Origin of the sequence: Paraburkholderia sp. SIMBA_054, from assembly GCF_046534875.1 — a bacterium.
In the GTDB taxonomy this organism is placed as follows: Bacteria; Pseudomonadota; Gammaproteobacteria; order Burkholderiales; family Burkholderiaceae; genus Paraburkholderia; species Paraburkholderia hospita.
The window spans coordinates 32,496-52,470 of the sequence record NZ_JAWRXV010000072.1 but is presented as its reverse complement, the minus strand read 5'-3'; the positions used below and the strand labels follow the sequence as shown (position 1 = coordinate 52,470).

Genomic DNA, 19,975 nt, shown 5'->3' with positions numbered 1-19,975 from the left:
TGTTAGCCGCTTTCTTTTGCCTACTTTTCTTTGCGGCGGCAAAGAAAAGTAGGTGCCGCCCCGCACAGGGGCGACGCTTGAAGCACGAAGACATAGCGCGGATGCCAGCGCAAACCCAAGCAGGCCAGCCAGCCGTCGCAGACAAAGCCGCTGCCGCCCCGCACAGGGGCGACGCTTGAACACGAAGGCATAGCGCGGATGCCAGCGCAAACCCAAGCAAACCACCCAGCCGCCGCAGACAAAATAGATGCCGCCCGCACAGGGGCAACACCTGAAGCACGAAGACAAAACGCGGATGCCGGCGCAAAGGCCAAAACACCCCCAACCGTCGCAGACAAAGCACCAAAACTAGCGCCGCGCTTCCGTGGCCATCCTGACAGCGAGACCCGCGAGCACCGTTCCCATCATCCACCGCTGCACGACGAGCCAAGTCGGCTTCCTCGCGAGAAACACAGCAATCGACCCCGCCGTCATAGCGACCGTCGAATTGACGGAAATGCTCAACACGATCTGTATCACGCCAAACATCAGCGATTGCCCAAGCACACTGCCATGCTGCGGATCAATAAACTGCGGCAGCAGCGAAAGATAAAGCACAGCAATCTTCGGATTCAGCAGATTCGTAATGAAGCCCATCGTGAACAGCTTGCGCGGACTATCGACGGGCAAATCGCGCACCTGGAACGGCGAGCGTCCACCCGGCTTCACGGCCTGCCACGCGAGATACAGCAGATAGAGCGCGCCACCAAACCGCAGCGTGTCATACGCGAACGGCACGGCAAGCAGCAGTGCCGTAATGCCGAACGCGGCGCAGAACATATAAACCACGAAACCAAGCGCCACGCCGCCAAGCGAAATCAGTCCGGCCACGCGGCCCTGGCAGATCGACCGCGAGATCAGATAGATCATATTGGGCCCGGGCGTGAGCGCCATCCCAAGCGCGACAAAAGCAAATGCAACGAGATGCGAGGTTTGAGGCATTGCGTGAGCTCCGTTGAAGGAAGACCGGTCGAAGGATCAAGGCAAGGCCCAGGCGCGCGGCGTGACGGAATCTGCATCCCGGTTCGCGTTCCCCGGTGGTGATCCACCTCGATTGAGCGCCAGTCGCGCGAACTGGTCGATTGTTCCGCGCGCTGCCGGCGCACGCCAGATACAGAAACGGCACTACCCGTCGATACACTTGAGCGCCGCCGCCGCGGCAACGATCATCACCATGCACGCGATGCGCGGCGCCGACACGGGATCGCCGAACAGCACGATGCCGAGCAGCGTGATGCCCATCGATCCGATGCCCGTCCACACGACATACGCGGTGCCTGCGGGCAGATGCTTCATCGCGAGCGTCAGCAGGAAGACGCTCGCAAGCGCGGCCGCCACGCCGCCGACGCTCGGCCAGAAACGCGTCCAGCCGTTCGCATACTTGAGCGCGAGGCCCATCAGGATTTCAACGACGCTTGCCGCGAGCAGGATTAACCACGCCATCACTACCTCCATTTAAAGACTGGACGCAGCGTAGAGGTATAGTGATCCGCTGACCATTACGCACCTTCTGGTAACCATGGCAATGCCCGCGCCGGACCCTTCCGTCGACGCCGCGAACGAGGCGCAGCACCCAGGCAACGTGTTCGACGAGGCCTGTTCGTCGCGGCTCGCGCTTGAACTGATCGCGAGTAAATGGACGCTGCTGATCCTGCCCGCGCTGCAGGACGGGCCGATGCGCAATAACGCGCTGCTGCGCAAGATTGGCGGTATTTCGCAGAAGGTGCTGTCGCAGACGCTGCGCGAGCTGGAGCGCAATGGGCTCGTGATCCGCGACGTGTGCGGCACGAAACCCTTGCATGTTGAATATCGGTTGAGCGCGCTCGGGCTGTCGTTGAGCGACGCGCTCGTCACGCTCGACCGCTGGGCCGAAACGCATGGCGGCGCGCTCGATGCCGCGCGCGAGCGCTTCGATACGCTTGCGCAGTCGCGTCGATAACGTCGCGCCGTTGGACGCTCAGCCGCGCAGCGGCCGGAAGAAGCGCCGTATCTCTTCGGCAAGCAGCGCAGGTTGTTCCATCGCCGCGAAGTGCCCGCCGCGCGGCATGTCGGCGAACTGCGTGACGTTGAAGACACGTTCGATCCACGAGCGCGGCGGCTGGCTGATCTCCTTCGGAAAACGCGCAAAGCCGAGCGGCGGCGTGACGCGCTGGCCCGGCTCGAAGCGCAATGGCCGCGCGCGCGTTTCCGCGTAGAGCCGCATCGACGAGCCGATCGTCTGCGTATGCCAGTACAACGACAGATCGGTCAGCAACTGGTCCTTCGAAAACACACGCTCGATGTCGCCGTCGCAATCGCTCCACGCGCGGAATTTCTCGACGACCCACGCGGCGAGCCCCGCAGGCGAATCGTTCAAGGCGAACGCTGCCGTGTTCGGCTTCGTCGCGTGCATGTGCGCGTAGGCGCCTTCGGCATCGGCGAACATCGCCTTCGACGCAAGAAAATCCCGCTCTTCCTGCGTGATGGACGGATCGTCGGGCGCGACGCCCGGCGCATATGAGCTCGGCAGGAAGTTGAGATGAATGCCGTCGACATGCTGCGCATGGTTGGCCGCCAACGCGATCGACACCGCCGCGCCCAGGTCGCCGCCCTGCGCGCCGAAGCGCGCGTAGCCGAGGCCGCGCATCAGCTCGACCCACAGGCCAGCGATCGCGAACACCGACATGCCCGGCTTCGAAGGCCGCTCCGAAAAGCCATAGCCGGGCATCGACGGGACGACGACATCGAATGCATCGGCGGGGTCCGCGCCGAACGACGCCGGGTCGCACAGCTGCGGCACCAGTTCGGCGAACTCGATGAACGAGCCGGGCCAACCGTGCGTGATGACGAGCGGGTAGGGCTTCGGACCCGTGCCGCGCCGATGCACGAAATGCACGGCAAGATCGCCGACCTGCGCGACGAATTGCGGCTCCTGATTGAGCCGCGCTTCCGTCGCGCGCCAGTCGTACTCGCCCGCCCAGTAGTCGACGAGATCGCGCAAATAGTTCATGTCGGTGCCGAGCGACCACGGCGCGCTATCGAACGTGTCGGGCCAGCGTGTTTGCGCGAGGCGCGTCTTGAGCGCGGCAAGCTCGAAGTCGGGAATCGAAATCTGGAACGGAGTGATCTGCATCATGTGGTCCTGGTCGTTGAGCGGCAGGCGGCGCGCTATTTGGTCGAACGGTCGCGCGATTCGCGCCACCGCACGCGCTCGCCGAGTCCCTTCGTGAAGGTTCGCATGCTGAGGGTGCGGCGCGAGCGCACCACTTCACCTTCCAGATTGACGGGCGGATTCGGCTGCCACGCCCAGTACAGCGCGACCAGCCAGCCGAACACCGTCCAGCCCATGCACGCATTGAATAGTGCAATGGTCAGCATGTCATAGCGCTTGCGGCGATCGGCGATGATCGACGGCAAAAAGTACAGCCCCAGCGCGGCGACGGTCGCGACGCCTTGTATCATCATCTCGTTCATCGAACCTCCCCAGGCGCGGAATCTATCCGTCCATTGTCGCGCGATCGGGCATCGTCCGCTTGCCGTTTGAAGGGTGTTTGCAAGGCAGGCGCCCTTGTTGTTCACATGAGGTTCACATGAGGTTCACACGAATTCGGCAAGCCGCGCCGTAAGGTCTATCATGTGCGTTTCGACTGCACCGGATATGGCCATCATGATCTCCGACGACACTCAACAAGCTCAAAAGCTAAATCACGACACACTGCGCGAATTCGTCGATCGCAAATGGAACGATGAGATCGTGCCGGCGCTGACCGATTACATCGCCGTGCCCGCGAAGAGCCCGGCTTTCGATGCCGATTGGGAAAAGCACGGCTTTATCGAGCGCGTGACCACGGAGGCCGCGAAGTGGGCGGAGCAGCAGCCGGTGCGCGGACTGAAGCTGGAAATCGTGCGCCTGCCGGGCCGCACGCCCGTGATCTTCTTCGAATCGCCCGCGACGCGCTCGGGCAGCACGGACACCATCGTGCTGTACGGTCACCTCGACAAGCAGCCGGAATTCGACGGCTGGCGCAACGATCTCGGCCCGTGGACGCCGAAGCTCGAAGACGGCAAGCTCTACGGCCGCGGCGGCGCCGACGACGGCTATGCGATCTACGCCAGCCTCACCGCGCTCGCGGCGCTCGACGCGCAAGGCATCGAGCGGCCGCGCTGCGTCGGCCTGATCGAAACCTGCGAAGAGTCGGGCAGCTACGATCTGCTGCCATACGTCGACGCGTTGCGCGAGCGGCTCGGCAAGGTCGGGCTCGTCGTGTGCCTGGACTCGGGTGCGGGCAACTACGACCAGCTGTGGCTCACCACGTCGCTGCGCGGCCTCGTATCCGGCGACCTCGAAGTGCAGGTGCTCGACGAGGGCATTCACTCGGGCGGCTACGGCGGCATCGCGCCGTCGAGCTTCCGCATCATGCGGCAAATGTTCGAGCGTCTCGAAGACGCTGCGGATGGCACGCTGCTGCCGAAGGGCTTCCATTGCCCGGTTCCGCTCGACCGTCTCGATGAAGCCGAAGCGACCGCGAAGATTCTCGGTGACGATGTGTGGAAAAAACTGCCGTGGGCCTGCGGCCAGGACGGCGGCCCGGTGCTCCCGACCACCACCGACCCGAAAGAAGCGCTGCTCAATTCCACCTGGCGTCCGTCGCTGTCGGTGACGGGCGCGTCGGGCCTGCCGTCGCTCGCGGATGCGGGCAACGTGCTGCGTCCGCGCACGGCGTTCAAGCTGTCGCTGCGTCTGCCGCCGCTCGTCGATGCGGAAAATGCCGTGCAGCAGATGAAGTCGCTGCTGGAGTTCGATCCGCCGTACAACGCGAAGGTCACGTTCAAGCCGGACGCGGGCGCCGCGACGGGCTGGAACGCGCCGGAACTCGCGCCGTGGCTCGGCACTGCGCTGAACGACGCCTCGCGCCAGCACTTTGGCGCGGACGTCGCGTTCATTGGGCAGGGCGGTACGATCCCGCTGATGAACGTGCTGAAGGCGGGCTTCCCGACCTCGCAGTTCATGGTGTGCGGCGTGCTCGGGCCGAAGTCGAACGCGCACGGTCCGAACGAGTTCCTGCATGTGCCGTACGGCAAGAAGCTGACGGCGGCTGTCGCCGAGGTGATTGCCGCCGCGCCTTGATGTCTGTCCCGAACGTTCGACGCTGAAGCGTTTTCCCCCGTGAGAGAAGCCGGCCGGCTTCTCTCACTGTCCATCCGTTTTCCTTGACGAACCGATCATCGAATGAACGACACGCGCGCTCCCCGTATTCCCGTCGATCAACTGCACGCCTACGTGCGCGCGATATGGGAGCAGGCAGGCAGTTCGCCGCGTGAAGCCCAGCTCGTCGCCGATCATCTCGTTGCAGCCAATCTCACGGGACACGATTCGCATGGCGTCGGCATGATTCCGCGCTATGTCGATTCGCTGCGCGATCGCGAGCTGAAGTTGAACGCGCACGCGAGCGTCGTGAAGGACGTCGGCGCGGTGCTGACCGTCGATGGCGGCAAGGGCTTCGGCCAGGTCGTCGCACACGAGGCGATGGAACTCGGCATCGAGCGCGCGAAAAAGCTCGGCGTGTGTGCCGTCGCGCTGCGCAACGCGCATCACATCGGCCGGATCGGGCATTGGGCCGAGCAGTGCGCGAAGGCGGGGCTCGCGTCGTTTCACTTCGTCAACGTGGCGGGCGATCCGCTCGTCGCGCCGTTCGGCGGCGCGGACCGCCGCATTGGCACCAATCCGTTTTGCGCGGCCTTTCCGCGCGAGGGCAAGGCGCCGCTCGTGCTCGACTTCGCGACCAGCGCCGTCGCGTACGGCAAGACGCGCGTCGCGTACAACCAGGGCAAGCAGGTGCCGCCCGGCGCGCTGATCGATCACGAAGGCAAACCGACCGTCGAGCCGAAAGTGATGATGGAGGCGCCGTTCGGCGCGCTGATGCCCGTTGGCGGACAGGCGGGCGGACACAAGGGCTTCGGGCTTGCGGCTATGTGCGAGATCTTCGGCGGCGCGCTGTCGGGCGGCTACACGACGCACGAGGACACGCTGCAAAAGACCAACGCGATCATCAACTGCATGCTGTCGGTGATCGCCGATCCCGCCGCCTTCGATGCGCCCAACGCCGAGGCCGAGGCGGATGCGTTCGTCGAGTGGGTGAAGGCGTCGCCGCTCGCCGGCGGAGCGGAGCGCATCTATGCGCCGGGCGAGCCGGAGCGCGCGACGCGTGCCGAGCGCGAGGCCAACGGCATTCCCGTCGATCCGCAGACGTGGCGGCAGATCCGCGAGGCGGCGCTCGCGGCGGGACTGTCGCAGGAAAACGCTGATAGCTGGTCCGCGCGCTTGCAGTAAAGCGCGCCGTCACTGCGGATGCAATTGCACGCGCATCGATCGACCGACGCACGTCAAACACCGACTGAAAAGCGCGGCCTCGCCGCTTTGCCGCTTTTTGCCTCTCCTTGCCACGAATTCGCAAAACAATGCAATCAGAATAACTTCGGATTGCATTAAAACGTTTGCCTCGACAATTCACCTCAAATTAAAACAGATATTCTAATTACCGCTTTGCGCCCTTATTAAAGCGACGGCGAGAACGTTTGTTTGAAGTTTTATTCTGGACGGCAATCGTTTGCGCCAGCCGCGCCTGGCAAGAAGCCCGTCCAGCGGGCGTCGCCATACTTATGAAGAACTGCATTCTTCTGTTGGTTAGGCCGCCCCATCAGATTCTGGTCTGTTTTAGGCTCGCAATGCTTCACCCGAGTTTTTAACTTCAAAAAGGACCATTCAAAATGAATCTGCAAAACCATCACGCCTGCCGTCCGTTCCTCGAAGCTGGCAAGCTGTCGCAAATCTCCGCGTATTACGAAGAAGAGCGCAACGTCATGTGGATGATGTTGCGCGCGCAACCGCGTCCATGCTTCAACCTCGAACTGGTGCACGACATTCTTGAACTCGCGCGGGCCGCGCGCGATTCCAATGTGCGCATCGATTTTTGGGTGACAGGCTCCGTGATTCCGACGATGTTCAACGTCGGCGGCGATCTCAGCTTTTTTGCCGACGCGATTCGCGCAGGCCGCCGCCAGGAGTTGATGGCGTATGCGCGTGCCTGTGTCGATTGCGTGCATGCGGCCGCGCGTGGCTTCGACACCGGCGCGATTTCGATTGCGATGATAGAGGGCAGCGCGCTCGGCGGCGGCTTCGAAGCGGCGCTCGCGCATCATTTCGTGCTCGCGCAGAACGACGCGCGGATGGGCTTCCCGGAGATCGCCTTCAACCTGTTCCCGGGCATGGGCGGCTATTCGCTCGTCGCGCGCAAGGCGGGCATGCGCCTCGCGGAAGAACTGATCGGCGGCGGCGAATCGCACACGGCCGAGTGGCACGAAAGCCGCGGCCTCGTCGACCATCTGTTCGAGCCGGGCGAGGCGTATATCGCGACGCGCACCTTCATCGACACGTTGCGCCCCAAACTCAACGGCATCCGCGCGATGGTGCGGGCGCGTCAGCGCGTGCTGCAGCTGTCGCGCGCCGAACTGATGGAAATTACCGAGGATTGGGTGCAGTCCGCGTTCACGATCGAGGAGAAGGATCTCGCCTTCATGGAGCGGCTCGTGATGCTGCAAAACCGCCGCGCGAGCAATCTGCGCCCGGCTGCGATGAACGTTGCGTAAGCAGGAAGGACAGTAGTCTGATTGGCAGAACGCCCCCGCGCTTAGCGTTACGCGCTCCGTCTGCACCCGTCAGGTATTGACGCAACTATCAACGTAGTAAAGGCATCAAGCAGCATGCAATACGCAGTAGCCAGCCGTATGAGCGGCCGACAGGCGGGAGATTCCAAAGGTCCAGCGAACTTTTCGGGGGTTCAGGCGATCAAGCGGATCTTCTGCCTGTCATGCAGCCAGCGCTCGAATTCGGCTGCGGGCATCGGCCTGCCGTAGAGAAACCCCTGCACGTATTCGACGCCTAGCCCCTTCATGAACAGCTCTTCCGACTCCGTCTCGATTCCTTCCGCCACCACCTTCAGTTGCAGTGCCTGCGCGACGGCCACCATCGAGCGCACCAGCGCCTGAGATTTCCTGTCCGCGTTGATCGAACTCACGAAGCTGCGGTCCAGCTTGATGACGTCGAGCGGTATGCGCCCAAGCTGCGACAGCGACGAATAGCCTGTGCCGAAATCATCCAGATGGACCTGCGCGCCGAGATCGCGGAATTGCGTAATCAGGTCGATCGCGGCCGCTTCGTCTTCGATCAGGCAGCTCTCCGTCAGCTCGATATCGAGCAGGCAAGGATCGAGCTGCGCGCGCTGCAAGGCCTCCGTGAAATGCGACACCACGGCCGTATCCACCAGTTGCCGCGCCGACACGTTGATCGCCACGCGCAGCGACAGCCCGCGCGCCTTCCATTGCGAGGCCTGTTCGGCCGCCGTCTGCATGACCCAGCGGCCAAGTGGCCCGATCAGCCCCGACTCTTCCGCGTAGCGAATGAACGCGGCGGGCATGATCTGCCCGCGCTCCGGCGAATTCCAGCGCACCAGCGCCTCGACGCCGTACACGGTGCCCGTGGCCAGCGACAGCTTCGGTTGATAGTGCAGCGTCAACTGGCCTTCTTCGAGCCCGCGACGCAGGTTCGTATCGAGCCACATGTACTCGGCGACCTTGCGGTTCATCTCCGGCGAGAACACGCGATAGGTACGCTTGCCGTCGTCCTTGGCGACGTACATGGCGGTGTCGGCGGCGCGGATCAGCGCTTCGAGGCTGTCGCCATGCTCGGGGAACATCGCGATGCCAATCGAGCAGCCCGTGTAGACCTCGACGAGCCCGAGGCTGAACGGCACGCGCAGCCGCTCCAGAATGCGCTGCGCCATCGCTTCCATCGACCCGACGGAAGCAACGGGCGACAGCACGATGAACTCGTCGCCGCCCAGCCGCGCAAGCGTGTCCTCGTCGGCGAGGCACTCGCGCACGGCCGACGAAACATCCTGGATCAGCCGGTCGCCGAACACGTGGCCGTAGTGGTCGTTGACCTTCTTGAAGTTGTCGAGATCGAGAAACAGAATGCCGACGGATTCGCCCGCCGCCGCGCTGGCGATGGCCGCGCGCGTCTTGTCGTGAATCGCGTTGCGGTTAGGCAGGCCCGTCAGCGAATCGGTGTTCGCCAGTTCCGACAGACGCTCCTGCGCGCGGCGTTCCTCCGTGATGTCGGTGCCCGAGCAGATCAGAAACTGTTCGTCGACGCCGCTGCCGCTCATCACGAACTTGTTGCGAAACAGGAAAAGCCGCTCGCCGTGCACGGTGCGCACGCGCCGCTCGACTTCATAGGCGACGCCCTGATTGAAAAAGCCCGAAATGTTCTGGCTCGACGCCGCGCCCGCTTCCGACGACATGAACAGCGCCCACACGCTGCGCCCGACCACGTCTTCTTCCTTCATGCCCGTGAGTTCTTCGGCGAGCCGGTTGAAGCGCTGGATGCGGCCGTTCTTGTCGACGATCACGACCACGGAATTGACTTCCGACACGACCTGCTCGGCGAACGACAGCCCATGCACCAGATCGCGCGCGACGGATTCGGTGTCTTCATACGCCGAAGCCGTGCCCGCCCAAGTGCTGCTGTTGAGCTTCTTGCCGACCAGATGCAGACGCAGCGCTTCGCCGAACAGGCGTACGTCCATGGTCAGGTGCGCGGTGACGCCCGTGAGCCGGCGAATCTGCGCGGCCTGCGCACCCGATAGGGCAATGGCGACCGTGGCCGTGTTGTCATCCGTTTCGGGCGTCAGTTCGAGCGCATTGCTGTCGCTCGACAGCCGCCAGCAGGGGCTGCTCGTTCCGAACCGGGCGAAAAGCACCTGATCGTGTTGATCGTCGTTCATGAAGGGTCCCCGGGCAAAAAAGTTGCCTCCAGTCGAGCTCCGAATACGAGTACAGCACGCGGCGGCGAAGAGTTTTATCGATGACTGACTTGCTTCATTGTAACGAAGCGGCCGGACGTACGGCTCCGAATTGATTAACGACCTTTGGATCAGCTTTCTTTAACCAGAAAGCATAGAAAAAAATGATGCATTTCAGGGATTGGTTCCGCAAACGTTCACGCGCGATTGCGCACGCACGTGCTCCTTTGCGATGCTCGCGTGGCAATCAAAAAGCGCGACGGCAGACCTGGCCGGTTGTCCACCTTTCCGAGGGGGGAGAGATGAGTACGCTGTCGTCTGTTCGTGGCAGGGCCGTCAGTGGCTCCGCCGCTGGTTTGGTTTGGTTGGGTTTTTGCTGGTATCCGGTTTGGCGTTTTTGCGTTTGCGCTGGCATCCGCGTTATGCCTTCGTGCTTCACGCGTCGCCCCTGTGCGGGGCGGCACCTACTTTTCTTTGCCGCCGCAAAGAAAAGTAGGCAAAAGAAAGCGGCTAACACCGCTAGTCCTAGTTTTTGCCTGAGGGCCCCCACACGGTCTTATGCTTCACGCGGCAATCACGTGACCCATGTTCGTTGCCAACGCTCTTGCGGTGCGCCTCACCCGCTTCACGCACCCGCGCTTCACCATGCGTGCCAGATATTCCACGGCCGCCCAGGTGGCAAACTGTGTGTAGGCCGTAGTGCCTCGCACGCCTCACTCCGGACCGATAGCGCATGCGTTTCACCCTGTAAGAGCGCTACCCTATACGACGCGACAACCTACACACAGTTTGCCACCTGGGCGGCGCAAACCATTCGCTGCCGCTCGCCTTTGTGCGGGTGTTTGAAGTGGGTGAGGCGCTCATTCGAAGCGTTGGCAACGAACGCGAACAGGAATGCTGCCGTGTGAAGCGTAAGACCCTTTGGGGGCCCTCAGGCAAGAAGAAATGTTGGCGGTGTGAGCCGCTTTCTTTTGCCTACTTTTCTTTGCGGCGGCAAAGAAAAGTAGGTGCCGCCCCGCACAGGGGCGACGCTTGAAGCGCGAAGGCAAATCGCGGATGCCAGCGCAAACCAAAACCAAAACACCATCTATTCAGTATCGCCGCGCGAGCCTCATACGCATCAACTGCTTCGTCTCGCCATCGGCATCATCGGGCAGGTTGAACTCGGCGGCCACGAGCGACGCGACGGGCACACCATCGCGATACAGCACGCGATTGCCCGTAACAGCAGGCACCTTGTTACCCGGCAGCAACGTGCCGACCAGATTCAGCGGATCAGTACCCGCAACACACACAAAAGCACCGTCGTTCGCATGACGGCGCACTTCGCGCAACAGTGGTATCGCTTCAGGCAGCGCGAACTGCTCGCCCGCGAGACCGTTGACGAAGCGCCCGCCGCGCACCTGGCCGCGCGCTTCGAGTCGCTGATACACGCGCAGCAGATCGCGCCACGGCGGCAGCCATTCAGCTTCGCGTTCCAGCAGCCGCCAGAACACGACGCCATAACGCCGCAACAACGCCATCGCGACATGCTCGATCACTTCCGGCGCGTAAGTCGAAGAACGTCGAGAAGGAGAGGGCGCGGGTTCATCCGGCCCAGTGGCGACCGGCCGCCGCAACAGCGCCCAGCGTCCCGCATCGTCCATGCCGCCGATCAACGCGCCCGCGCCGCGCGGACGCCGGCTCGGAAAGTACGACGCGTTGCGCTTCGCGACGGGTTTCAGCAGCGCGCGCAAACCCGCGAAACTATCCGAATTGACGAGGCCCGCCGCGACCAGTTCGCCGAGCGCGTTTTCGAGTTCGACGCGCAGCAGGCGAACGTCGCCCAATAGCTCGTCGAAGAACATCGCGCCATGCTGCGTCAGCGTATCGAACACCAGTTGCGCTTTCGGCGACAGCTCCGGCTGTTTCGACGTATCGAGCAGTGCGGTCCACACGGGCAGCGCGCGGCGCGGCAACAGCACGATGGGCGTGCTGCGCACCGGACCGCTCGCGCCGCGCGCGCGATCCGTGAGCCGCGTCCAGACGATCTTGCCGGAACGGCACAGCTCGTCGAGCGATGTGATCGAATAGTCCTTCAGCCGCGCGGGCAAGATGTCGTCTTCCCATGCGCTCGCGGCCGCCTGAAAACCTTCGAGCTGATCGAGCACTGCGGCGAGCGCGTCGCGCCCTTCGCCGCGCGTATCGGGCGTCAGGCGCTGCCACGCGAACAGAAAGCGCATGAAGTCGTGCCGCTCGACGGGTTCGATCTCGCGCCGCAAGCGCCGCACCGTATAGCGATGAATGCGCGCGAGCAGATGACGCTCGCACCATTCTTCATCCGTGGCGCCCGGTGTGAAGCGGCCGCGCATCACATAACCTTCCGCTTCGAGCCGCGTGAGCGCCTGCGCGACGGTCGAAGCGGGCAGCGCCAGCGCGCGGGCGATCGAAGCAAGCGGCAGCGGCCCGAATCCCGTCAGCCGCGCGCGCACCACATCGACGAGCGCGTCGTCTTCCGTCCAGGCTTCGTCGAAACCCTTCGGCGCACGCAGCGCCGGTTTGACTTCAGCCTGCGGATAAATCGCGCGCAGGCACGTCAGGCGCTCGGCGGGCAGCCACAACGCGTCGTGCTGCGCGATCTGCATGCGCGCGGCGTGGCCTGTTTTAGCGAGTTCCGCGAGCCACGCGGGCCAGCCTTCGTTGCGCTGCGCCTCGGCTTCCGTGATGCACGCAAGGCCCGTCAGCGCTTCGTGCATCTCGTCGGTGTTACGCGCTTGCGGCCACGCTTCTTCGCCGACACTTGCAATCGCGTCGGCATCGAGCGCGCCGAGATCATCGGCGGATTCGGGGCCGCTCGTGTAGCGGCGATTCAGCACGGCCTGTGTCCGGCGTTCTTCGATCGGTGCATCGTCGAGAAACGCGTACGGTTTCGCCGTGAGGATTTCCGCGGCGAGCGGCGACGGCGCGGGCAGGTCGCGGCTCACAAGCGCGATATGCCCGCTTTCGATCCGGCGCAGCAACGTGAGCCACGCATCCGTATCCATCGCTTCGTGCAGACAATCGTCGAGTGTCTGATCGACGAGGGGATGACTCGGCAACTCGCGCTCACCGGCGATGTTTTCGAGGCACGCGGCCTGATCGGGAAACACGGTCGCGAGCAGATCGTCGCTGCGCATGCGCTGCAACGGCGGCGGCGTCTTGCGTCCGCCCGTGTAGCGCGGCAACGCGAGCGCCGTCGTCGCGTTCCAGCGCCAGCGCACGCCAAACAGCGGCGCGTCGAGCAGCGCCTGGACCAGCACGTGCTCGGCTGTCTCCGAGCGCAGATAGCGCCACACTTCATCGAGCGCGAAGCTGTGCGCACCCGTGAGCGACAACACGATCGCGTCCTCCGTTGCGGCCGCCTGCAACTCGAAATTGAACGTGCGGCAAAAGCGCTTGCGCAACGCGAGACCCCACGCGCGATTGACGCGGCTGCCGAAGGGCGTATGAATCACAAGCTGCGTGCCGCCCGATTCATCGAAAAAACGCTCCATGACGAGCGTGTCTTGCGTCGGCAGAGCGCCGAGCGTCTGGCGAGCGCGCGCCAGATATTCGACGATCTGTCGCGCGGCCGCTTCGGGTAAATAAGTCTGTTCGACCAGCCACCCGATGGCGGGTTCGAGATCGAGCGCAACCGTGGCCGGTTGCTTGGCGATGGTTGCGACGCCGTCGTGCGAATCGCTAAATGAATCGGTATCCGAAGTAAATGACGAAGTGGTCTTCGCGACGGCGAGCCGCCGCTCGATCTCCGAGCGCAGTCGCGCGACACCCGCCGACAATTCATCGCTGCGCCCCGGCGCCTCGCCGAGCCAGAACGGAATGTTCGGCGGCTGGCCTTGCGCGTCCTCGACGCGCACGCGGCCGCTTTCGATGCGCATGATCCGGTACGACGCATTGCCGAGCTGGAACACGTCGCCTGCGAGGCTTTCGACGGCAAAGTCTTCGTTGACCGTGCCGATGTTGAGCCCTTGCGGTTCAAGCACCACCGTGTAATCGGCGTTCTCCGGAATCGTGCCGCCTGATGTCACCGCGTAGAGCTGCGCGCCGCGCCGACCGCGCAATGTGCCGTTGACGGCGTCGCGATGCACGTACGCGGCGCGCGGGCCGTGACGGCTCGTGTAGCCCTCGGCGAGCATGCGCAGCACGGCGTCGTATTGCTCGCGTTCGAGCGTTGCATACGGCGCGGCGTGACGAAAGCATTCGAACAGCGCGTCCTCGCTCCATTCGGCGTTGCAGACTTCAGCGACGATCTGCTGCGCGAGCACGTCGAGCGGCGCGCGCGGAATGTGCAGCAGATCGAGTTCGCCGCGCCGCACGCAATCGAGCAGCGCCGCGCATTCGATCAGATCGTCGCGCGAAGCGGGGAACAGCCGCCCCTTCGGCATGCCGCCCACATGATGGCCCGAACGCCCGACGCGTTGCAGAAACGGCGCGATCGCGCGCGGCGAGCCCATCTGGCAGACGAGATCGACGTCGCCGATATCGATGCCCAGTTCCAGCGATGCCGTTGCGATCAGCACGCGCAACTCGCCGCGCTTCAAACGCTGCTCCGCGTCGAGGCGATGTTCCTTCGCGAGGCTGCCGTGATGCGCGGCGACGGCGTCCTTGCCGAGACGCTCGGTCAGATGCCGCGCGACGCGCTCGGCCATGCGCCGCGTGTTGACGAACACGAGTGTGGTGCGGTGTAGCGCGACCAGTTCGGCGAGCCGGTTGTAGACGAGCTCCCACGCTTCGTTCGACATGACCGCTTCGAGCGGCACGGGTGGAATCTCCAGCGCGAGATCGCGCTCGCGCACATGGCCGACATCGACGATCGCGCAGTCGGCGGGCTCGTCGCTGTCGACACGCGCGCCGCCGACCAGAAAGCGCGCGACGTCTTCGATCGGCTTTTGCGTCGCCGACAAGCCGATGCGCGGCAGGCGCCGGCCGCATAGTGCATCGAGCCGTTCGAGCGACAGCGCGAGATGGCTGCCGCGCTTGCTGCCCGCCATCGCGTGAATTTCGTCGACGATCACCGTGCGGACCGTCGCGAGCATCTTGCGGCCCGACGCCGAGCCCAGCAGCACGTACAGCGATTCGGGCGTGGTGACGAGAATGTGCGGCGCGCGCTTCTTCAGCGCGGCGCGTTCCTGTTGCGTCGTGTCGCCCGTGCGCACGGCGGTGCGAATCTCGGGCACGAGCAGGCCGCGTTCGGCGAGTTCGTTCGCGATCCCTTCGAGCGGCGTCTGCAGATTGACGCGGATATCGTTCGACAGCGCCTTGAGGGGCGACACGTAGACCACCAGCGTCTCGTCCGGCAATGCGCCGCCGTGCGCGAGCCCGTCGCGGACGAGTTCGTCGAGCGCGGCGAGAAACGCGGTCAGCGTCTTGCCCGAACCTGTCGGCGCGGCGACGAGCGTGTGCCGGCCATTGCGGATCAACGGCCATGCGGCGACCTGCGCGTCCGTGGGCGCGGCAAAGGTCTTCTGGAACCAGCCCGCGACGGCCGGATGGAAATCGGCCAGCGGGTCGGCCAGCCCGAAGGCGGCGGGAGAGGCGGAAGTCATCAGATCGAAGATGGGGGCGGGGCGCCGCATATCCAGTGCACGGCGTGCCACGCCCGTAAAACCGTTAGACCTGTTCAGTCTCGCAGGTTTCGCGGGGGCGTGCCGAGGTTGCGATTGGGCGTTCGGCCGGGCAGGTGGATAACGCAACTACCGGTCACCAACCCTCGACGCACGCCTGCAGTGCCCTTGATGGTGTGTTGATGCGCGCAAACCTCATCAGCCTATAGAACATGACGCCGATGCTACATGAGCCAACGAACGGCATAACGGAAGAAATGCGTTCGTGTGCGGACTGAAAACGCCGTGAAAGGGTTCTCGAAAGGCGTGGCATGCATCAATGCTGCATTGCACGGGACGGCTGCGAAAGCCATGTCAACGCACCAGCAGCATTGCCACGCATTGAGTATTCTGATCGCCCCAGCACCGCATCATCACCCACCTGGAGTCTCAAACCATGCGATACAACCAGCTTGGCCGCACTGGCGTTTTCGTGTCGGAACTGTGCCTCGGCACGATGACCTTCGGCGGCACGGGCGGCATCTGGCAGCACATCGGCGATCTGCAGCAGAGCGACGCGGAACGTCTGATCGGCCGCGCGATCGACGCGGGCATCAATTTCATCGACACAGCCGACGTCTACTCGTCCGGCGTCTCCGAGCAGATCACCGGTCAGGCGCTGAAGAACCTGAAAGTACCGCGCGACAGCGTGGTCGTCGCGACGAAAGTATTCGGCCAGACGGGCGACTTCGCGAACGCGCGCGGCGCGTCGCGCTACCACATCATGGACGGCATCAAGGCGAGCCTGCAGCGCCTGCAACTCGATCACGTCGATCTGTATCAGATCCACGGCTTCGATCCCGCCACGCCAATCGAGGAAACGCTGCGTGCGCTCGATACGCTCGTGCAGCACGGCCACGTGCGCTATATCGGCGTATCGAACTGGGCCGCGTGGCAGATCGCGAAAGCGCTAGGCATTTCGGAGCGCCTTGGCCTCGCGCGCTTCGATACGTTGCAGGCGTATTACACGATCGCGGGCCGCGATCTCGAACGCGAACTGGTGCCGATGCTACAAAGCGAGGGCCTGGGCCTGATGGTATGGAGTCCGCTCGCGGGCGGCTTGCTCAGCGGCAAATATAAACGCGACGAGCAAGGCGAAGCAGGCAGTCGCCGCACGACATTCGACTTTCCGCCCGTGAATCGCGAGCGCGTATTCGATTGCGTCGACGTGATGCGCACGATCGCCGAAGCGAAGGGCGTGTCGGTCGCGCAGATTGCGCTGGCGTGGTTGCTGCATCAACGCTCGGTGATGAGCGTGATCGTCGGCGCAAAGCGAGTCGAGCAACTCGATGACAACATCGCCGCGACGAAGGTTGAACTGAGTGCGGAAGAACTCAAGAAGCTCGACGAAGTGAGCCGCCTGCCGTCCGAATATCCGGGCTGGATGCTGGAGCGGCAGGGCGATCAGCGCCGTCAGCAGATCGCGGAAACGCGCTTTGGTGACGAGGTTTGAGCGCAGGGTGAAGCGCGCGGCGTGCCAATTCACGCCGCGCTTTCATTGCAGCATGAACGTCTCATACTCCAGCGAATCGAGCTTGCGGTCGAGCAGATAAAGACTCGCGAGCACGACGAGCAGCAGCGAACCTGCAAATCCGTAGCCGTAGTAACCAGGGTTCAACGACAGCGTGATCGCCGTGAACACCACGTTCGAAGCGACGAACGTACCCACCAGCAACAGCACGATCTTGCGCTTGTCGAGATAGAAGAACACGTTGATCGTGCCCATGAACACGACCTGCATGCTGGCCGCGATCACGTCGATATACAGCAGCGGCAGATACAGCGTCGATATCTGCAGCCATTGCAGCAGGATCGTGCCCGCCGCGAACAGCATCATCGCGGCGATCGCCTGCACTTTCATGATCTCCCAGATGCCGTTACGCAACGCTTCGACCATTGCATTGCGCATGCGCTCGATATGCTGCAGCGACGCGCCTTCGCGCACGGCATCGTAGAACGCGTCGTAGTATTCGACGAAGTCCGTTTCGATGCGCATCAGAAATACGGCCATGCCCGGAATGATCGCGAGATACGCGAGAAACACGGGAATGTCATAAATGATCGATGCGCGCAGCGGACCGATCACCGGCTGTCCCGTGCCCGGCGAATACCAGAACATGAACTTGTCGGCCCAGATGCCGAGGTTGTACAGAAAGCCCGTCAGCATCAGCGAAGGGTAACGGTACTGCTTGCGGAACATTTCGAACGAGATGAAATGGTCGCTGCGATAGTCGCGATAGATCAACGCGAGCAGGCCCACCAGCAACACAGTCTGTCCGATCACGAAGCCCGACAGCAAGCCCGTCAGGCCGAACCGGTTCAGCGAGAGCGCCGCACCCGTCGTCACCGCATAGCCGATGAGGAACACGATGATGATCGACATGTACTGCTTCATGCCCGACAGGAAGATCGTCGCGATCCAGATGTTGCCCATCACGACGAAGCCCGCGAGCATCAGCAGGCGATAGGCGGCCGTCTGCTGCGGAAACAGAAAGACGACAGCGAGCCCGCCGAGCACAGTCGAAGCGACCGTGACGATGAACATCACCGCATGAAAATTCGGCAGCACGAGATCCCGGCGCTTTTCGAACAACCGGTCTGATGTGAAACGCGTGTACGCAAGCTGCAACGGCCCCGTCAACACGAGCGACAGCGAGATCAGATACGTGACCGACACCTGGAACTGCGTGATCAATCCCGTGGGCAACACGAACGGAATGCTGAGCACGCCGATCAGCAGAATGCCGACGATCGACAGCACCCACGGACCCGCGCCGATCAGGCCCGCGTACGTGTAAGCCTGCATCAGCCCCAGCAGCGTGTTGCGCCGGAGCATCTTGCGCAGTTCGAAACCAATGCCTGCCATGGTCGCGTGTTCCCGTTCAGTGAGGCATCTGCATCAGAAGACCGGCTTCCGATGCGGGTGGATCGGCGAGATCCGCCTGCGCGGTGAGGCGCGCATACAGATCGCGGTACGAGCCGACCATCTGGTCCTGCGTGTAATAGCGCTCGACGCGCGAAATGCCCGCCTGTTGCGCGGCACGCCAGTTGTCTTCGTCGAGCAGATCGAGCGCGGCTTCGGCGAGCGCGCGCGGATCGGCGATCTGTACGACGCGGCCCGCCGCGCCGAGCGCAGCGTCGTCGCCATCCAGCCCATAGATCAGTTGGCGGCACGAGCCCACGTCCGTCGTGACGGACGGCACGCCCGCCGCGAAGCCTTCCAGCACGACGAGCGGCAGCGCCTCCGAAATCGAGCTGAGCACGAGCACGCCGCATTTCGGCAGCAATTCGTCGATCTTCTGGAAGCCTAGAAACTTCACCTTGTCGTTCAGACCGAGGCTCTCGACGAGCGCATGGCATTCGGCCGCATACGACGCGTCCTCGTTTTCCGGGCCGGCAATCCACGCTTCGGCATCGGGCATGCGGCGCACCACGGTCAGCATCGCGCGGATGAAAGTCTTGATGTCCTTGATCGGCACCACGCGGCCGATCAGGCACAACGTCTTCGGCACACCGGCGGCGCGCTGTGCGCGTAAAGGCGCGAGCTTCGGCAGATTCACGCCGTTCGGAATGTTGGCCGTTTTCGCTTCGGGCGCGCCGTCGATGATTTGCCGCCGGCGGTTGCCTTCATAGAGCGCGATGATGTCTTCAGCCGCGTCGTAGCACACATGGCCGAGCGTTTCGAAGAAGCGCACCCACAGGTCGCGGAAATAGCCGATCTGCGACACGTCGCGCTCGAAGATGCTGCGGTTGTCGCGTATCCATTCGCTCTGGAACAGATCGATCTTGCGTTCCTTCGTATAGATGCCGTGCTCCGACACGAGCAAGGGCCGCGCATGGCGATAGCGCGCGAGCGCGCCGAGAAAGCCCGCATAACCCGTCGATACCGTATGGAACATCTTCACGCGCGGCAAACCCTCGGCGATCTTCGCGAGCTGCCAAAGCGGCTTGTGCATGATCCGCACGGTCCAGAAGTAATCGACGAACGACGGGTCCGTGCAGAACTGCCGGTACTGGTCGGTCAGATAGTGCCAGGCTTCCTTCGAATAGAGAAACGCGTCTTCGCCCAATGCGCCGCCCGGACGGAGGTCGTTCAGCATGTCCTTGAGCATGCGGCCTGCCGCGTGGCGCATTGCCGGGTTGCGCAATGCGTCGTGCAGATGCGCGGAGCGCATGAACGCGGACGCGTCGCCGCGCTGTTTGTTCACCAGCGGCGGCGGCGCGAAATCGTACAGATAGTGATTCTCCAGATGCACGACGTTGTCGGGCAGCGCGTACTGCATCTTCGGATAGTCCTGCGGACGGCTGCCGAGAAAGCACAGCGCGAACGAATACTCGGGAAACGCGCGGATGACCTGATTGACCCAGCTCGACACGCCGCCGCTCACATAGGGGAACGTGCCTTCGAGCAGCAGGGCGATATCGGCGGAATCCGCGTGCGGCAGTGACGGCGTTTTAGATGAAAACATGAGGGCG

13 protein-coding genes and 1 riboswitch are annotated in these 19,975 nt (G+C 63.4%); of the genes, 5 read left to right on the top strand and 8 right to left on the bottom strand.

Annotated elements, in window-relative coordinates:
- Positions 1–348: 348 nt before the first annotated feature.
- Together SB822_RS47065 and SB822_RS47060 are read right to left on the bottom strand one after the other, a co-directional pair.
- On the bottom strand, positions 349–981 hold the full coding sequence (locus SB822_RS47065) for a LysE family translocator (RefSeq protein WP_131244596.1): 633 nt from the start codon (positions 979–981) through the stop codon (positions 349–351).
- A gap of 39 nt (positions 982–1,020) precedes the next feature.
- Positions 1,021–1,118: riboswitch (ZMP/ZTP riboswitch) on the bottom strand.
- 46 nt (positions 1,119–1,164) lie between these two features.
- Positions 1,165–1,482 carry a DMT family transporter gene (locus tag SB822_RS47060; protein ID WP_007743452.1) on the bottom strand — a complete coding sequence of 106 codons (318 nt, stop codon included), beginning with the start codon at positions 1,480–1,482 and terminating at the stop codon, positions 1,165–1,167.
- An 82-nt stretch (positions 1,483–1,564) separates the two neighbouring features.
- Here SB822_RS47060 and SB822_RS47055 point away from each other — a divergent pair, with 82 nt between their 5' ends.
- Positions 1,565–1,978, top strand: a complete 414-nt coding sequence (locus SB822_RS47055) for a winged helix-turn-helix transcriptional regulator (RefSeq protein WP_079501956.1) — start codon at positions 1,565–1,567, stop codon at positions 1,976–1,978.
- 18 nt (positions 1,979–1,996) lie between these two features.
- Here the strand turns inward: SB822_RS47055 and SB822_RS47050 are convergent, their stop codons facing one another.
- Both SB822_RS47050 and SB822_RS47045 read right to left on the bottom strand, forming a co-directional pair.
- Positions 1,997–3,151: an epoxide hydrolase family protein gene (locus SB822_RS47050; RefSeq protein WP_410857918.1), complete on the bottom strand. Its 1,155-nt coding sequence runs from the start codon at positions 3,149–3,151 to the stop codon at positions 1,997–1,999.
- 35 nt (positions 3,152–3,186) lie between these two features.
- Entirely contained in the window at positions 3,187–3,492 is a 306-nt protein-coding gene (locus SB822_RS47045) for a superinfection immunity protein (RefSeq protein WP_007743449.1), read from the bottom strand.
- A gap of 193 nt (positions 3,493–3,685) precedes the next feature.
- Here SB822_RS47045 and SB822_RS47040 point away from each other — a divergent pair, with 193 nt between their 5' ends.
- The 3 genes from SB822_RS47040 (at position 3,686) to SB822_RS47030 (ending at position 7,665) form a co-directional block, all read left to right on the top strand.
- Entirely contained in the window at positions 3,686–5,146 is a 1,461-nt protein-coding gene (locus SB822_RS47040; RefSeq protein ID WP_103254598.1) for a M20 family metallopeptidase, read from the top strand.
- Positions 5,147–5,248: 102 nt separating this feature from the next.
- Positions 5,249–6,349 carry a malate/lactate/ureidoglycolate dehydrogenase gene (locus tag SB822_RS47035; RefSeq protein ID WP_410857916.1) on the top strand — a complete coding sequence of 367 codons (1,101 nt, stop codon included), beginning with the start codon at positions 5,249–5,251 and terminating at the stop codon, positions 6,347–6,349.
- A gap of 437 nt (positions 6,350–6,786) precedes the next feature.
- Positions 6,787–7,665: a crotonase/enoyl-CoA hydratase family protein gene (locus SB822_RS47030; RefSeq protein ID WP_410857915.1), complete on the top strand. Its 879-nt coding sequence runs from the start codon at positions 6,787–6,789 to the stop codon at positions 7,663–7,665.
- 191 nt (positions 7,666–7,856) lie between these two features.
- On the opposite strand, the gene pdeR is transcribed toward SB822_RS47030, so the two are convergent.
- Both pdeR and SB822_RS47020 read right to left on the bottom strand, forming a co-directional pair.
- Positions 7,857–9,860 carry a cyclic di-GMP phosphodiesterase gene (gene pdeR, locus SB822_RS47025; RefSeq protein WP_410857914.1) on the bottom strand — a complete coding sequence of 668 codons (2,004 nt, stop codon included), beginning with the start codon at positions 9,858–9,860 and terminating at the stop codon, positions 7,857–7,859.
- A gap of 1,109 nt (positions 9,861–10,969) precedes the next feature.
- The gene (locus SB822_RS47020; protein ID WP_410857917.1) at positions 10,970–15,472 is read right to left on the bottom strand and encodes a DEAD/DEAH box helicase; all 4,503 of its coding nucleotides are present in this window, start codon (positions 15,470–15,472) and stop codon (positions 10,970–10,972) included.
- 424 nt (positions 15,473–15,896) lie between these two features.
- Between SB822_RS47020 and SB822_RS47015 the strand changes: the two genes are divergently transcribed.
- The gene (locus SB822_RS47015; RefSeq protein WP_410857913.1) at positions 15,897–16,952 is read left to right on the top strand and encodes an aldo/keto reductase; all 1,056 of its coding nucleotides are present in this window, start codon (positions 15,897–15,899) and stop codon (positions 16,950–16,952) included.
- Positions 16,953–16,994: 42 nt separating this feature from the next.
- Here the strand turns inward: SB822_RS47015 and pelG are convergent, their stop codons facing one another.
- A complete protein-coding gene (gene pelG, locus SB822_RS47010) occupies positions 16,995–18,365 on the bottom strand; it encodes an exopolysaccharide Pel transporter PelG (RefSeq protein WP_410857912.1) in 1,371 nt (456 codons plus the stop codon).
- A 16-nt stretch (positions 18,366–18,381) separates the two neighbouring features.
- Positions 18,382–19,968 carry a GT4 family glycosyltransferase PelF gene (gene pelF, locus SB822_RS47005; protein WP_410857911.1) on the bottom strand — a complete coding sequence of 529 codons (1,587 nt, stop codon included), beginning with the start codon at positions 19,966–19,968 and terminating at the stop codon, positions 18,382–18,384.
- Positions 19,969–19,975 lie beyond the last annotated feature (7 nt).

Bases quoted from the DNA above. Each gene is read 5' to 3' on its own strand.
- SB822_RS47015 (WP_410857913.1), top strand. From the start codon at position 15,897: ATGCGATACAACCAGCTTGGCCGCACTGGCGTTTTCGTGTCGGAACTG.
- pelF (WP_410857911.1), bottom strand. From the start codon at position 19,968: ATGTTTTCATCTAAAACGCCGTCACTGCCGCACGCGGATTCCGCCGAT.
- SB822_RS47055 (WP_079501956.1), top strand. From the start codon at position 1,565: ATGCCCGCGCCGGACCCTTCCGTCGACGCCGCGAACGAGGCGCAGCAC.
- pelG (WP_410857912.1), bottom strand. From the start codon at position 18,365: ATGGCAGGCATTGGTTTCGAACTGCGCAAGATGCTCCGGCGCAACACG.
- pdeR (WP_410857914.1), bottom strand. From the start codon at position 9,860: ATGAACGACGATCAACACGATCAGGTGCTTTTCGCCCGGTTCGGAACG.
- SB822_RS47060 (WP_007743452.1), bottom strand. From the start codon at position 1,482: ATGGCGTGGTTAATCCTGCTCGCGGCAAGCGTCGTTGAAATCCTGATG.
- SB822_RS47030 (WP_410857915.1), top strand. From the start codon at position 6,787: ATGAATCTGCAAAACCATCACGCCTGCCGTCCGTTCCTCGAAGCTGGC.
- SB822_RS47035 (WP_410857916.1), top strand. From the start codon at position 5,249: ATGAACGACACGCGCGCTCCCCGTATTCCCGTCGATCAACTGCACGCC.
- SB822_RS47040 (WP_103254598.1), top strand. From the start codon at position 3,686: ATGATCTCCGACGACACTCAACAAGCTCAAAAGCTAAATCACGACACA.
- SB822_RS47020 (WP_410857917.1), bottom strand. From the start codon at position 15,472: ATGCGGCGCCCCGCCCCCATCTTCGATCTGATGACTTCCGCCTCTCCC.
- SB822_RS47065 (WP_131244596.1), bottom strand. From the start codon at position 981: ATGCCTCAAACCTCGCATCTCGTTGCATTTGCTTTTGTCGCGCTTGGG.
- SB822_RS47045 (WP_007743449.1), bottom strand. From the start codon at position 3,492: ATGAACGAGATGATGATACAAGGCGTCGCGACCGTCGCCGCGCTGGGG.
- SB822_RS47050 (WP_410857918.1), bottom strand. From the start codon at position 3,151: ATGCAGATCACTCCGTTCCAGATTTCGATTCCCGACTTCGAGCTTGCC.